Origin of the sequence: Limnothrix sp. FACHB-406 (assembly GCF_014698235.1) — a bacterium.
GTDB lineage: Bacteria > Cyanobacteriota > Cyanobacteriia > CACIAM-69d > CACIAM-69d > CACIAM-69d.
The window spans coordinates 21657-36754 of record NZ_JACJSP010000009.1 but is presented as its reverse complement, the minus strand read 5'-3'; the positions used below and the strand labels follow the sequence as shown (position 1 = coordinate 36754).

The following is a 15098-nucleotide window of genomic DNA, read 5'->3' as shown; positions in this document are numbered from 1 at the left end:
CCGGCGTGGCGGGTGAACAGGGGCACAAAACTGGGTTGGGTTCAAGACTTGATCGCCCAATATCCCTGAAATTCCGCGCGATCGCAGGTGTTGCCAGGGAGGGGATTGGCCCAACTTCGAGATTCCAGACGCTCCTTCAGGTGCTACTTCAACAGTTGCCGCACCGTGTCGATCAGCTCTTCCGGTTGGAAGGGCTTGGCGATGTAAGCATCGGCCCCTTGTTTCATGCCCCAGTAGCGATCGAACTCTTCGCTCTTGCTGGTGCAAAGCACCACGGGCACGTCCTTTCGGTTGTTATCCGACTTCATCCAACGACAAAATTCATAGCCATTCATCCGGGGCATCACAATGTCTGTGATCACCAAATCCGGAGCACTGGCCTCAAATTGCACCTGTGCCTCTACCCCATCGCCCGCCAAAACCGTCGTCATGCCGTGTTTTTGGAGGAGTGCGGCAATCATCTCGCGCATCGTTGCGCTGTCATCGACAATTAGCACCTTACTCACGACATCCTCCTTCGCAGTTGGCGGCGGTTGCTGACCGCCATCCCTCGCAATCGGGCGAGTTAACCACCCATGATATGTACCACAACTTCGCGCGTGCGACCGTGCTGTCGATGTTCCCAGAGATAGATTCCCTGCCAAATCCCCAGTCCCAGTTGACCATGCACGATCGGAATTTGTTCAGAAGTGTGGGTCAAGGCGGTGCGAATGTGGGCCGGCATGTCATCGGGCCCTTCGGCACTGTGTTGGTAGGGAGCCGATTCGGGGACGAGGCCGGCGAGGAAGGCTTCCAGGTCTTGTAACACGTCAGAATCGGCGTTTTCCTGGATCACCAGGCTGGCGGAGGTATGCTGCACAAACAGCGTACAGAGGCCGGTGGTCACTCCCGATCGCGCCACCAGTTCCGAGATCGCGCTGGTGATGTTGTGCAACCGTTTGCCTTGGGTTGAAAGGCGCAGCACCTGTTGCACATGGGTCGTTTGCGATCGCTGGTCGATCGCCCCAACCGAAATGACAGTGGCGGAGGCGCTAGAACGACTCATGGAAACTGGAATAGGGACTGAAAAAGTTCTGCATGGAGCGATCGAAATATTTCAAAAAGCAATTATTCACAAACAACCACGAACAATCACAAACAATTATTCATGGATCCGGATCGGTCGCTCTATTCCGATGCAATGCCGCCATCAAAAATAGGGTTGACATCCTCCCCACCGCAAGCGAACGGGGATTCCCAAACCTCGCGATTTGGGTTTCTGCTTCATCGTGCCAGCCCTCTGAGATTGGTTCTCTTCGGGTCTTGCGGTTGCTCCACAGACTGAAACCGCTAGCCCAGCGGCCACCTGTAATTTAGCATGACCTGAAAGGGCGGGGTTTTAGACCTAAATTTTTCTATAAATCGATTTTTAGCGAGATTTATGGACAAGATTTCCGCCATTGACAGCTTGGGTTCACCAATTTTGGGGGAAGGCTGAGTCCTGGTTGGGCGGTGGTTGGGTGCTGGTTTTGGGTGGTTATTTTGGATGATCGCTCCCCATCGTTCCCAGCGGCAACGGGGCAATGGGAGCCATGAATTTTTGGAATTCGTGCCTGATCGCGCCGATCGCCGTTGGGTCAAGGGAATTCGCCAGCGGCGGAACTCCGCAATCAAAAAGCTCGCCACTGCACGGAAAAATAGAGGCCATTTTCCTGCCAGGTGTCTTGGTCTGGGTTGTCCACCTCCACCAGGGGAATGGCGTAGTCTAGGCGCGCTGTGAATCGATCGCCCTGTTGCCATCGGAGGCCCAATCCGAGACCAACGAGGGTTTGGGGATCGGGATCGGGTCGATCGCCCCGGTTCCAGCCGGTTCCCACATCCAGAAAGGGCACAATTTGCATCACCCCTTTAATTTTGGGCGCGCGGAACAGGGGCAGGCGCAATTCAGCCGACCCAAACAGCCCGCCATCGGTCAGCAGCAAGTCTTGGCGATAGCCCCGAACGCTTTCAAATCCCCCTAGGCCAAACTGCTCCACGGGCAAGAGCGGGCGATCGGCCCATTGGGCCTCACCCCGCACCAGCAGCAGCGTATCGGGCGCAAATTGGCGCACCCACTGGGCTTGGCCACGCCAGGCCAAGAATTGACTATCGGGCGACTCGCGATTGATGGTGGAGTCAAGGGCATCCAGTCCCAAACTCAGTTGCGATCGCAAGGCCAAAACGTAGCTTTCGCTGCGACTGGTCCACTCGTGAAACCACCGCAGGGCAGTGACGCTGGTTTGCCCTTGGTCATCGGCTCCCGGGGAAAGGGGAAAGTCAATGCCGAGCAGGCTGGTTTGGCTGTCTAGGTGCGAGAGGGTCAAGCCCGTGACGACTTCATAGTTGGGCTGCTGCACCAGGGGGCGGCGATAGGTCAGTTCGTATTGGTAAGAGTCGGCTTGGATGTCGAGGGGGCCGAAGGGATCTTCAACGATGCTGCTGCCGGTCCATTGGAAACGGGCCCCGATCGTGCTGTTGCGGCTGTCGATCGGGATGGTGTAACTGGCTTCGATCGAGTCGCTGCCGTCGGTATTGGTGTAGCTGAGGCTGATGCCATCGCCTAGCCCCAGCAGGTTGGCTTGGGTGATGGTGGCGCGTCGCCGGACTGTGCCCACGCTGGGCGATCGCCCATTATCCACCGATAGATCGCCATGGAGGCTGTCGGCTTCCGTGAGGGTGATCCGCAGCAGGTTCGTGCCCGGCTCGGTTCCTGCCGAAAGTTCTGCGGAAACGGTCTCAATGAGCGGGTCAGCCTGCAATAGTTGCAGAGCGGTCAGCAGGCGATCGACCTGAAGCGGCGGCTGGGTGGCCCGTTCAATGCGCCGTTGCACGTAGCTGGGGCGCAGTCGCCGTAACCCCTGCACCTCGATCGCCTCTAGCCGGCCTTCCAGCACCCGAATTTCCACAATGCCCTGGGCCGGATCAATTTCCTGGGGCGGCAAAAAGGCTCCAGAGGTCTTGTACCCTTTGTTGACATATTGCTGCGTCACCGCCGATCGCGCTTCCAGCAACTCCGCAAAGGTGAGAGGGCGATTGGTGTAGGGCCGCAGCAGGGTCGCAAATTCACTATCTGTAAAAATCGTGCTGCCCGTGACCCGAAAGGCCTTCACAACAATTTGACCGGGAATCGGCGGCAGGTCAGAGGGTGAGGCGGGCTGCTCGATCGGGGGCGGCTGCAAAGTGGGCGGGGGTTGGTCTGGCTCCGGAATGGTGATCGAATCCGGCAGGCGATCGGGACGGGGCAAAGGGGGAGTTTGGGCGATGGCCGCCACAGCCCCACCGCCCAAACAGCCCAAGCTCGCCAGCGATCCCAGCAACCACCACCAATGGAGATCCGCGCAATGCCTGAATACAGGCTTCAAGTCACGGTTCTGATGGTTCAATTCAGGCTTTGAGATGGGGGATCTAAAGACTGGGGATCTAAAGGCTGGAGATCTGAAGGTCAAAGATCTCAAAGCTGGAGGTCTAAGCGCTGGAAATTGCAAAGATAGAAATTGCAAGGCTAGATATCGCAAGGCCATAGGTTAAGAGACTGATCGACCAAACGATCGCACCAACCGTAACAGATCAGGCAATCGGGGTCGAGCCATCTGCAATCCTTGGCCACAACCCGTTTGTGTTCAAAAGTGGGTAACGGGGTTGCTCCAAAACCATCCATCACAATCATGCTTTGGCGGAAGCTGTCGCTCTAGCGCTTGCATTGCTCAAAACGGGCGATCGCCAGGGCTGTCAGGTCGGCCAATCCCGGGCCTTGGTGGGTACTGGCCGCATTGGGTAGGCTGCCGGGCGGAGGCAGGGGTGCGGGAGCCTCCTGGGCCGCCCACTCCTGGGCTAGGCTCGTGGGAGCGGCTATGGTGGCCAGACGAGATTGGGTGCGCAATCCCAACTGACCGTCGCTATAGTCGCTCCAGAGGCGATCGACTTCCAGCAGCAAATCACAGTCCGTCTGCATCAGGCTGTCCACCTGAGCATTAGGAGCCAAAATTTGCCAAGTCAAGACATTGGCCGTTTGCCAATGGCCGCTGGCCAACTGCTCCGCAAGACGGCTGAGGGTCTCGTTGCGAGGCCGCATGACCACCAAGGCCGCAGCCCCGGCCCAAAGCAGGATCGCAATGACCGATAAACGCTTGAAATTCACGGCCGATGTCATGACTGTTCCCGGTTGCCCCTCCATTGCGCCAGGACAATTGGCTGCCTCAGCGGTTGTTAGTGTAGTGGCCGCTGGGCTTGGGTAAGTTGACACGAGTGAATGATGCTGGGGGCTGTTTAACAACATAAGAAGCTCGTCTGCGAGAGAGCCTTGAGCGATCGCTGCTGCTGAGGCTAAGCAACCAATCCCTTCTGTTTATTCATTCTGAGGAAAAATCAGACTATCCGAATAATCTGGCATTCATTTTTGAACCATTTGAATACAGACTTTTCACATTGGAGAAAATTGCTTGATGTCCTTATCATTACCGATTCCTGACTGGTTTGAGGGCGATCGCGTTGGCGAAGTTTGGCGTGTACCCTATGCCCAACTGGCCACCGCAGCTCAACAATGGGCGAAGGCACATCAAATTACACCGGCACAGGAGGATTCGCGACGGATTGCCCTGTTAATGATTGATGTGCAAAATACGTTCTGCATCCCTGATTTTGAGTTGTTCGTGGGCGGGCGATCGGGGCAAGGGGCAGTCGAAGATAATGTCCGCCTATGTCAATTTATTTACCGAAATTTGAGCTTCCTCACGGAACTCATCCCCACATTGGACACCCATGGGATGGCTCAGATTTTCCATCCAATCTTTTGGGTCGATGCCGCAGGAAACCATCCTGCCCCCTTGACTAACATTGACTGGGAAGCGGTCAAAACCGGCCGTTGGCGACCCAATCCCCAATTGCAAGCCAGTTTCCAGCTTCTGCCTGATTCCCTTGGCCAAGGGGCATCGCCCGATCGCTCTCCAGAAGCCGGGAAGGTACATGGCAACTTGGCCACCTACGCCGCCCACTACACCAAAACCCTGGAAGATTTAGGTAAATATCCCCTGACCATTTGGCCCTACCATTCCATGCTGGGTGGTATTGGTCATGCAATGGTTTCGGCCGTTGAAGCCGCCTGTTTTACCCATGCCATTGCGCGGCAAATTTCAACACGATTTGAGCTGAAAGGTGGTCATCCCCTAACGGAAAACTATTCGATTCTCAGCCCTGAAATTCTGAGTGATGAACATCAACAACCGATCGCCCAAAAGAATCAGGCTTTGATTCAGCATCTTTTTGAATTTGACGCGGTGATTATTGCTGGGCAAGCAAAGAGTCATTGTGTGGCTTGGACAGTGGCTGACTTTTTGCGGGAGATTCAAACGCAAAAGCCGGAATTTGTCGATCGAGTCTATTTGCTGGAAGATTGCATGTCGCCCGTGGTGGTTCCTGGGGTAATTGACTTCACGGAATTGGCCGATCAAACCTTCCAAGACTTTGCTTCAGCGGGAATGCATTTGGTGCGGTCTACGGACTCGATCGAGCAGTGGCCAATGTTTAATCGCTAATCCCCAAAGGCGAAACATTCAATCCGAGAACCTGCGCTGAAGTCATTTCGGCAAAATGGTAAACTAGAAATAGTTTTTCCAAAAAAAGCTCATTCAACTCGCGCTTCTGCCCATGACTGTTCCCACCTCTGCCCTGCCGGAATCCTTGGCTAAATTAGTTCAGCGATTTTCCCGAGTTACCAATCCTAAGCAAGGTTACGAGCAACTCATCTGGTTTTCGAAGCGGCTTCCTGAGCTAGATGAAGCGGATCGTAGCCCTGAAAATAAGGTTCATGGCTGCACTTCGCAGGTGTATGTGGCTTCAGCACTCACCGATGGCAAAGTTTGGTATCGGGGGGATTCTGATTCCCAACTAGTGAAAGGCTTGGTGGCATTTTTAGTGGAAGGATTGAATGGTCTAGCGCCGGATGTGATCATTGCTTTGAAGCCAGATTTCATTCAACAAACAAAACTCAATGCTAGCCTGACTCCTTCGCGGGCTAATGGGTTTTTCAATATTTTCAAAAAGATGCAAGATCAGGCGCGATCACTTAAGTCAGAGTCCCATGCGGATTTAAATGCTTTGGGTTTATTGTCCTCCCCACCGAGCCTTGAATCTAATCATGAAGGGTCTGAAAAGGTGACTGATTGAACTGTTGATGAACGCTCAATGATTCAAACGTGGTGATTCAAACAAAGTGGGAATGCAAACAAAGTGGTGATGCAAACACGGTAACGCAAACGCAATGAACCAAGCGCGATGAATCAAGTGCAATGAGCCAGACGCGATGACTCAAACGGTTGCCTATATTTATCATGACCCCATTTTGGAATCGGTGACAGAGCCGATCAATTGGGAAATTGATGTGCAAAACCTGTATGTGGACTTGGGCGATCGGCAGGCGTTGGGGCAGCTCATGCAGTTGGTGAATCAGGGAGCAATTCACACGCTTCTCATCCGACAAATTCGCGACTTGGGCGACTCGATCGATTCCATTCTCCATGTTTTGAATCAGTTAGAACATGCCAAAGTGGCGCTGCGGGTGATGCAGGGTGACCTCCCCAAGGGAATCGATCCTAACTGGATTCAACAGTTGCAATGGCTTCAGGAACTGAACCAAGACCAGCACCGACAGGCCATTCAAAAAGGCCACGCCCGTAATCGATTAGCAGCCTTGCCGCCGCCGGGGCGTGCTCCCTTTGGCTATCGACGGGGCAAAGATCGGTATGTGATCGATCGAGCGGCGGCCAGTATCGTAAAAGATTTTTTTGAAAACTTTTTGCTCTATGGTTCCTTGCGAGGAGCCGTGCGGTTTATTAACCAAAAACATCAAAAGAAAATTTCAATTTCAACGGGTCGTAATTGGCTGACTAATCCTGCTTATCGAGGCGATCTAGCCTATAAAAATGGTGATGTGATTTTGAATACGCACCCCCCGCTGGTCTCTCGCGAAGAGGCGGCCCAGGTCGATCGGCTCTTGCGACGTAATCAGACCTTAGCTCCCAAAACGGCCAGCGCCGCGCGTTCCTTGGCGGGGTTAGTGAGCTGTGCCCAATGCCAAGCAAAATTAGCCATAACTTCCACGCGATCGCGGGGATCCAAAACCCCCAACTATCTTTACTTGCGCCCCAATCCTTGCGGAAAAGGCCCATCAGCTCCCGATCGATGCCCATTAGCGGACTATAACCAGGTTCTGAAGAAAACAATTCAGCGCATTTGCCGAGAATTGCCACAACGAGTGAGTCAAGCGCAGTTGCCCAATATTGAGCAATTAAAGTCCCAAATTCAACAACAACTTCAAGCCCAGGAAGCACGCCTAGCCCAGCTTATTCAGCTTAAGGAAAATGGAATTCTAGATGAAAATACATTGCAAATTCGTTCCTATCAAATTCGGGTCGAAATGGGAACTTTGCAAGATCGACTCTCGCAATTGCCCCCTGCCAGCTTATCGATGATTTCCCGATCGGTGTCAATTCCAGAATTTTGGCAAGATCTATCCGAAGCCGAACGACGTTTTTACTTTCGCGAATTCCTGAAAGGCATCTGGCTAACTTATTCAGCCAAGGGAAAGGGAGAACCGACTTGGCGGGTGCAATCTCTGGATTTTGTTTTTTAAGATATTTTAAAAAATATTTAAAATCCGAGCTGACGATTAAGGGCATTTTGGAAAATCAAACATTGATATTTTTCTGGTTTCATTGATGAGTGAAAGCAGAGAACTTTCGTCTCTTTTTTGTGATTGACTTTCAAGAGAACCTATAAATCTAAAACAGATTTTGAATAGTCTTAGTGTTTTTGGTGGCTAATCATTGGGGGTTTACGCTGCAATTTAAACTGACCTCAAAATCAAATCTTAAATAAATTTTGCGTATTTTTACTTTCTCGTAAAATAAATTGCCCATCTCCACAACTTATAAATCGCTGTCTATAATGTCGCCTATGGGGCAGTTTAATCACAGCTTAAAAGCTGGTCGTTCAGGCTTTTGATTAGGCTTGAACTTTAATATTCAATGGCAGTACTAGTGCTTTAGGCGGATCTATGTTTACGTTTTTTCTAATGCTATTGATTGGTGGTGGTGCAGCCTTTGCTGCTTTGAAAAGTGATGATTTACCTGTCCCATTGCCTATTCGATGGGCCGTACGGGGCGGCGGTGGTTTTGTGGCAGTTTTTGTGGCGCTCTATGTCATTAGTCGTTTCGTTGCAAATGTGCCGACGGGAAGCGTTGGTGTGCGCGATTCCTTGGGTAATGTGGAAGAAAGTCCATTGTTACCTGGGTTGCATTTCAACACACCCTTTTCGCGAGTGGTGATGTTTTCGACACGCTTAAAAAATATTCAAGAAGGTATTGAAGCAACATCCCAAGAAGGTTTGATTTTTGATTTGAATGTTAGCCTCCAATATCGAATTGATCCGCGAAAAGTGTCCCAGGTTTATCGAACCATTGGCACTAGTGAATCAGAAATTGTCGTGTCTCGATTTCGGGCAATTGTTCGCTCAATTACTGCATTACATCCAGCCGAGTCTATTTATTCAACCAAGCGGACAATGATCGCTGAAGAAATGCGCCGACAGTTGGCGCAACAACTGGAGCCTTTGGGATTTGTGGTGGAAGCGGCTCTGTTGCGAGAAGTGAAATTGCCAGAAACTGTCCAAGCAGCAATTCAACAGAAATTGAAAATCGAACAAGAAAGCAAGCAAATGGAATTTGTGCTGTCAAAAACTCGTCAAGAGGCTCAACGCAAACAAATTGAGGCCCAGGCGATCGCCAACTACAATCGAACGGTTGCTCAGGGCTTGACCAATCAGGTCATTCAATTGAAGCAAATTGAAGCCATGCAAAGTCTAGCGGAATCTAAAAATACAAAGGTAATCATTACCAATGGCAATTCACCGATTTTGGTTTCTCCAGGTGGTAATTAGTGCAATGCCAAGAGATCTGTAATTGATTGCTGTTGAGCTGACTCAGTTCGATCGAGCCATCTCTTGAATTGAGTCATGGATTGCGCTAAATCAATTTGCTGAAAAGCTGTGACCCAAAATTACCTATAATCTTGAGACTCTATTGATTAAACATCTGAATTGGCGACGCAAATGTCGGAACTCACCATGGCAGCGGATGAGCATTACCTCGATCGCCCATTGAATTCAACTTCAGAAGGTGCGGATTTTACGCCTAAGCTGATTGTGATTGTGGGGCCAACAGCTTCGGGCAAGTCTGCCTTAGCGATCGAGATAGCGCGGTCTTTAAACTCCGTGATCTTGGGAGCAGATTCTCGCCAAATTTATCGCAATTTTGATATTGGAACTGCTAAGCCATCGTTGAGCGATCGCGCGGTGGTTCCCCACGAGTTAATTGATATTTGTGATCCAGTTGAGGTCTTCACGGTTGCTGAGTTTCAGACCCAGGCAAATCAACTGATTAATCATTATCATCAACGTCAAATAATTCCCCTATTGGTTGGAGGAACAGGACTTTATATTAAGTCTGTGGTTCGAGGGTTACGCATTCCCCAAGTGCCACCCCAACCAATCTTGCGATCGCAATTGGAGCAACTGACTCGCCTCGATCGCCGCCAACTTTTGTTGACTGTTGACCCTGTTTCTGCCCAACAAATCCATGAGCGTGATGATGTGCGAACCATCCGAGCACTGGAAGTTTTTTACGCCACAGGTCAGCCGATTTCTAGCTTGCAAGGGGAAGCTCCCCCCGCTTATCCAATTTTGCAGATTGGTCTAGACTGCCTCGGTACTAAAAGTTTAGATGGCCTAATTGCTAACTCGCGATCGACTACCGATTCAAACGATTCAAAGAGGGCGATCGAACAACCCGATCGTTCCCAAATTCATCCTCAAAATTCTTCTCGTAAGCTACCTAGAAAGCGCGGAAAAGAAAAATCAGCCCCAGATGAAAATGATCGGTTATGGCAACGAATTCAACAGCGCACTCGCTCGATGTTTGAGCAAGGATTTGTGGAGGAGGTTCATCAGTTAGTGGAACTTTACGGTCAAGATTTGCCCCTATTTCAAACCTTGGGCTATCGCGAAGTGTTGCAAGCAATGAATGGCGAAATAACTTGGACAGAAGCAGAACAGTTAACCGCTGTTCACACTCGCCAATTTGCAAAACGGCAGCGAACTTGGTTTCGGGCAGACCCTAACATTCATTGGTTGGATGCCGATCACCCAAGGCTCTTGGAAATGGCTCTAGGGTTGGTGCAAAATTTCTTGATTGACAGTAAAAAATTCGATTAAAATTCTTGATTGAGCTGATGTAAAAAATGACAAAATGCTTCATCAAATCAACCAAAAATTGACTAAGAACCAACTAAGATTTAACCAAGCCAGTAGGTTGGGTTGAGGTACGAAACACAACAACAGTAAGATTCGCGGTGGACTGAAAACTAATCAAGGTTTAACCAAGAATCATATCAATAGCTAATCAAATTTCTGAATTTTTCTTAGGAAGACGATAGCCTTGGCTCTTGAGAAATGGTGTAAGTGGTTTGGATAATTCCTTCAATGTTATTACTTCGATCCAGACTAGTACAGTCAAGGGAACCTGGTGCAAGATGATTGGCTTCTGGATTTTGAGATTCCGGAAGCTCGCTCCAATTTTGAGGTAAAGAAATATGGAAAGTGCTGCCCTTTCCTAGTTCACTGGTAACCCAAATTTGTCCGCCATGCTGCTCCACAATCCGACGACAAAGGGTTAAGCTAACACCCAGTCCGCCGCGCGATCGGGAGTCGGAGGAGTCCACTTGATAGAAGGGTTCAAAGATTTGCTCTAGGTCTGTGGGAGGAATGCCGCAGCCATGGTCAGTGATATGAAAAATCACATCCTGCGGCGAAAGGGTGACCGCAAATCCTAAGACTGAGCCAGGGGATGAAAACTTGATTGCATTATCTAAAATGCGATCGAACAAATCTAAAATGGCATCGGGATCCGCCCAAACGGTTAAGTCGTTGGGAATTGAATAAGTAATGGATAAATTTTGAGCTTGTAATCGATTGACCACGCGATCGTAGGCTCGATTGGCCAAATCTTGAACCCAACAGCGTTGTTTGGCCAGGCTTTCGGTAGAGGCTAAATCGGCCAATCGCAACACCACATCAATCGCTTGCCCCAGCCGTTCTGCACTTCGCAGGGCCACCGCAATTAATTGTTGTCCTTGCATGGATTGCAAATCACAACGCCCCGTGGCCAAAAGCTTAATTGCACCCTGCAAAGAGCTGAAGGGGGTGCGTAACTCGTGGCTCACGATCGAGACAAATTCATCCTTCATTCGTTCGATCGCCTTGTATTGGGTAATGTTGCGACACATCAGCCGCACACCATCACCCAACTTGCAGGCATCCACCCGAAACCAACTATTCAATCGCCGATCGAACACCTCGCGCGATTGGTTGGCTTCCTCCGTCACCACCGGCAGCAACCAGGTGAATAACTCTTGGCTGGCCCTTGCCGCCTGCTCCACTTCCGACTCGCCCATCACCACCGGCTCCGCGCTAAACGGCACGGCCGCCCGTGCTCCCGGATCCGTGCCATGGGCCAGCAAACTACGCTGGGCCAGCACCGCCGCCGAGCAGCCCGTTGCCCGCTCCGCCGCCGGATTCACCAACCGCCACTGGAAATTCACCACCCGATCCCGGTCATCCCGCATCACCTGTAACACCGCGATCGCGTCCGGCGACAGGTTCAACACATCCATCAAAAATGATTGGGAATCCGCTAGCCGCAACTCCGCCTGTTTCCGTTCGATCGCATAGCGCATCGATCGCACCAACAGCGTGGGCGAAATTTCCCCCTTAATTAAGTAGTCTTGGGCCCCCAACCGCAGGGCATCAACCCCCGCTTGCTCATCACCCGTTGCCGTCAACACCACCACGGGAATCGTGGGCTGAGCGGCCTGCAGTTGGCGCAGCGTCCCCAGCCCCACCGAATCCGGCAACGACAAATCCAGCAACGTCACATCAAAACGCTGCTGTCGAATGCAAACCAGCGCCTCTGCCAAGGTGCCCACCGCCACCAGATCAACCCCCGACAGCAAAAACTCCGCCTTCCGCAGCATGAGTTGCACAAGGCGAACGTCGATCGGGCTGTCTTCAACCAGCAACACCCGGGGCGAAAACAGCGAGGTCGCTTGGTTGAGCAAGGGATTGCCCTGAGATGCAGAATCAGAAAACGTCATACGCCCGACTGTTTGGGCCTGGTACAGCACTTGCAGAGCCACATAAGTTGCACAGAAGCAGCAGACAACATCGCTACCCGAAAAACTTTTGAATTTTAACTGCGATCGACAGGCTCTCTAGTTCATCTTATGCGTTCCCCTGAATTGTCCCCATCGTTTATTGCCTGACCCGCAATCCGATTCGTGATGAGAGCCACCCGATTCGCAATCGCCGAACCCTGGTTTCACCTTTCTTTCAGATTCAATTTTATTTGCAGAGGGAGATGAGATGCACCTGATCAGAGACGGATTTGAGCGTCTCCTGTCACCCAGCCACAGAGAATTGATTCGGTATTAACAGAGAATTTAACAAAAATCTGATGAATGAAGCAGTTAAATCAAGCACTTTGGTCTGGAGGATAGAGGTAGCTCCAAATAACAAATCGCTCCATGGCAATGTTTGAATTGCAACGGGATCGCGACATGACCATCAAGCCTTCAACTACACCCGCAATTACGACAGTGCAACCGCCATCGTTTATACCATCATTACGCGAAATTCCGTGTTAGTCATCAGGGAAATACTTCGCACGGGGCCCTTGTCGCGACCTGTTATGGGCAGGTCACCCTCAATTTCCCCAAGCAACGGGCGGCTTGTAGAACTTATCCGGTCTTCCCCTCCATTACAGCATTTGAACCCTCCCGCCGCTCGGGATTTGTTTGATCGCCCTGAAGTTCACCATCATCCGCCCCGATCGCTAGTTCAATTACCATCAGTCCATCCCAAAATAGTTTGATTTTTAAATCTCCTTAAATAAATCACTTATAATAAATCTCGTCAGGTATCTAATCAAATATTTGGCCAATTCCGATTCGTCAGGATCTTGTCTGTATGTTGCTCGCGCTTGGGTCGCAAAATTTGTTCAACAACCTTGGAAACTATCTTGAAAACTATTTGTCATGTAAATTGATCATTATTAAAAGAACTTAACTTGAATTTTTATTCCAAGCATCCCTTTAAATTGGCAACATCAGATCACGATTTTTGATTTGTAGCGGCTCTTAGCTCATTCTTGTCAGAAAACTTGCCAAGGATCAAAACTTGATGGAGTGCTATCAATTCATTCTTGATTGATTTTGAGTACGTCTGCTTTTGTGAGCTTTTTCCAAAAAAGATTGAAAATTATATCTTTTCAAGAAATTTTTAACAATAAATATCAAAACAAAGTTGAAAAATCGCAAAAATATTCAAAATAATTTCATGTTCTGAATCGAACATTGATCGAAATGGCTTGATAAAGGTAAAGAGAACTTGAGGTGTTCAGTTAATCTAAAAAATGCCTCATATACCTATGAAATTTCGCGCAATTCTCGACTTTTTCACCTTTTCTGCCTAGTCTGGCATTGAACAGCGGTGGATCCACGATACCTACTAGAGCGAGTTTGGATAATGTTTCTCATTTCTGACTCAGAGTTATCGCCCAGGGCGATCGACTTACCCGAACCAAACCCATTCGATTCCCCTTCCCCCGCTCTTGCAACGGCCTCCTTGCCCGCCCACGCACCCGCTAACCTACCCGCTAATTTGTCTGCAAATTTGCCCCCAAATTTGCCCCAAAGTTTACCCACAAGCAATCACCTCAATGCCAAAGATCATCTGAAAACTACCGCTAACACAAACAGCAATACCAACATCAACACCAACAGCAACACCAGCGTTTCTCTGGGGTACGAATTGCGGGCTTCCCTCGCCTCAATTCACGGGGCCCTGCGACTGCTCACCAGGGATCAAGACTCGGTGACCGACCCCAACGCACGGCGGCTGTTACGAATTGCCATGTCTAACACGCATCGGTTGCTGAGTTTGGCCGTTGCGATCGAGGGCGAAACCCAACAACCCAACGTCCTGACAACCGCCGCGATCGAACGCCTAAGGCTGGCCAACGAACTGCAAGGGGCAGTTGAGCGGGGAGAATTTGTGCTGGTTTACCAACCCGTGATTTGCTTGGGCAGCGGGCGCGCCGTGGGTTTGGAAGCGTTGGTGCGCTGGGAACATCCCTCTCGAGGATTGATGCAGCCCAATAGTTTCATCGAGATCGCCGAAAGTAGCGGTTTCATTGCTGAATTGGGCCTGTGGGCCATTCGGGAAGCCTGCACCCAGCTTCGTCACTGGCAGCGGACGGGGATGATTGACTCAAATCTGTGGGTTAGCGTGAACCTTTCCCCTTGCCAATTGTTGGAACCGAACCTGCTGGGGCAGTGCGAAGCCATCTTGCGCGAAACGGAATTACCCCCCCATTGTTTGCACCTGGAGCTAACGGAATCCGTTGCTTTGGACTTGGGCATGGATGTGCTGGCAATTTTGCAAGGATTCCGGCAACTGGGCATTGCGATCTATGTGGATGACTTCGGCACGGGCTATTCCTCCTTGGCCCGACTCCATGAGTTCCCGATCGATGCGCTGAAGATCGATCGCTCATTCATCCTGCGGGAGCAGTGGGAAATCGTGCGAATGATTGCCCTCCTGGCCGAGCACTTGGGAATTCAAATTGTGGCCGAGGGGATTGAGTCGGTACACCACCTGCACACGCTCCAAGGCTTGGGGTGTCAGATGGCCCAAGGATTTTTAATCTCGCGCCCTTTGGATGCGGCGGCGGTGATTGACTTCATTCAAGATCTAGACTCCTAGGAAATCACGATCTGACGGATTGAGTCACTCAGTAGCCAATTTAACCATTAACTCATTTAGTCAGATTTGCCCAAAAACCGAATAACCAGCAGCGGCTACTGGTCTATGGGGGCGTTCTTTAGCTGTTGCTGGCAAGTTCACCAGTTACAAATTCACGGATTATGAGTTTATCATTCGCGGCTGTCGGTTTGGAAGCATAAACACAGCCCCA

The 15098-nt window shown here is 50.5% G+C and carries 10 protein-coding genes and 1 pseudogene; 6 read left to right on the top strand and 5 right to left on the bottom strand.

All coding sequences use genetic code 11. The features are described 5' to 3' along the window. Positions 1-143 precede the first annotated feature (143 nt). The 4 genes from H6G53_RS10535 to H6G53_RS10520 all read right to left on the bottom strand — a co-directional run bounded on the left by H6G53_RS10535 (position 144) and on the right by H6G53_RS10520 (position 4168). Entirely contained in the window at positions 144-506 is a 363-nt protein-coding gene (locus H6G53_RS10535) for a response regulator transcription factor (RefSeq protein ID WP_099534967.1), read from the bottom strand. Positions 507-565: 59 nt separating this feature from the next. Continuing rightward, entirely contained in the window at positions 566-1045 is a 480-nt protein-coding gene (locus tag H6G53_RS10530; RefSeq protein ID WP_190532740.1) for a secondary thiamine-phosphate synthase enzyme YjbQ, read from the bottom strand. Positions 1046-1649: 604 nt separating this feature from the next. Further along, positions 1650-3380: a ShlB/FhaC/HecB family hemolysin secretion/activation protein gene (locus H6G53_RS10525; RefSeq protein ID WP_242030819.1), complete on the bottom strand. Its 1731-nt coding sequence runs from the start codon at positions 3378-3380 to the stop codon at positions 1650-1652. A 326-nt stretch (positions 3381-3706) separates the two neighbouring features. Further along, on the bottom strand, positions 3707-4168 hold the full coding sequence (locus tag H6G53_RS10520; RefSeq protein WP_190355625.1) for a hypothetical protein: 462 nt from the start codon (positions 4166-4168) through the stop codon (positions 3707-3709). Positions 4169-4460: 292 nt separating this feature from the next. On the opposite strand from H6G53_RS10520, the gene H6G53_RS10515 reads away from it, so the two are divergent. The 5 genes and pseudogenes from H6G53_RS10515 (at position 4461) to miaA (ending at position 10282) form a co-directional block, all read left to right on the top strand. Beyond that, positions 4461-5549 (top strand): isochorismatase, encoded by a 1089-nt coding sequence (locus H6G53_RS10515; RefSeq protein ID WP_190532736.1) that lies wholly within the window; start codon positions 4461-4463, stop codon positions 5547-5549. 112 nt (positions 5550-5661) lie between these two features. After that, positions 5662-6090 (top strand): annotated as a pseudogene (locus tag H6G53_RS10510) (SufE family protein); the annotation flags it as partial. A 226-nt stretch (positions 6091-6316) separates the two neighbouring features. Then, entirely contained in the window at positions 6317-7645 is a 1329-nt protein-coding gene (locus H6G53_RS10505; protein ID WP_190532730.1) for a recombinase family protein, read from the top strand. A gap of 423 nt (positions 7646-8068) precedes the next feature. Next, a complete protein-coding gene (locus tag H6G53_RS10500) occupies positions 8069-8950 on the top strand; it encodes a prohibitin family protein (protein ID WP_190528325.1) in 882 nt (293 codons plus the stop codon). A 159-nt stretch (positions 8951-9109) separates the two neighbouring features. After that, entirely contained in the window at positions 9110-10282 is a 1173-nt protein-coding gene (miaA, locus tag H6G53_RS10495) for a tRNA (adenosine(37)-N6)-dimethylallyltransferase MiaA (RefSeq protein WP_190532727.1), read from the top strand. A 206-nt stretch (positions 10283-10488) separates the two neighbouring features. Here the strand turns inward: miaA and H6G53_RS18975 are convergent, their stop codons facing one another. Then, a complete protein-coding gene (locus H6G53_RS18975; RefSeq protein WP_190532724.1) occupies positions 10489-12219 on the bottom strand; it encodes an ATP-binding protein in 1731 nt (576 codons plus the stop codon). 1429 nt (positions 12220-13648) lie between these two features. Between H6G53_RS18975 and H6G53_RS10485 the strand changes: the two genes are divergently transcribed. Next, positions 13649-14887, top strand: coding sequence for an EAL domain-containing protein (locus H6G53_RS10485; RefSeq protein ID WP_190532720.1), 1239 nt, complete (start codon positions 13649-13651; stop codon positions 14885-14887). Positions 14888-15098: the final 211 nt, after the last annotated feature.

Excerpts from the sequence above, each read along its gene's own strand:
- H6G53_RS10530 (WP_190532740.1), bottom strand. The coding sequence starts at position 1,045 with ATGAGTCGTTCTAGCGCCTCCGCCACTGTCATTTCGGTTGGGGCGATC.
- H6G53_RS10520 (WP_190355625.1), bottom strand. The coding sequence starts at position 4,168 with ATGACATCGGCCGTGAATTTCAAGCGTTTATCGGTCATTGCGATCCTG.
- H6G53_RS10515 (WP_190532736.1), top strand. The coding sequence starts at position 4,461 with ATGTCCTTATCATTACCGATTCCTGACTGGTTTGAGGGCGATCGCGTT.
- H6G53_RS10505 (WP_190532730.1), top strand. The coding sequence starts at position 6,317 with ATGACTCAAACGGTTGCCTATATTTATCATGACCCCATTTTGGAATCG.
- H6G53_RS10500 (WP_190528325.1), top strand. The coding sequence starts at position 8,069 with ATGTTTACGTTTTTTCTAATGCTATTGATTGGTGGTGGTGCAGCCTTT.
- H6G53_RS18975 (WP_190532724.1), bottom strand. The coding sequence starts at position 12,219 with ATGACGTTTTCTGATTCTGCATCTCAGGGCAATCCCTTGCTCAACCAA.
- H6G53_RS10485 (WP_190532720.1), top strand. The coding sequence starts at position 13,649 with ATGTTTCTCATTTCTGACTCAGAGTTATCGCCCAGGGCGATCGACTTA.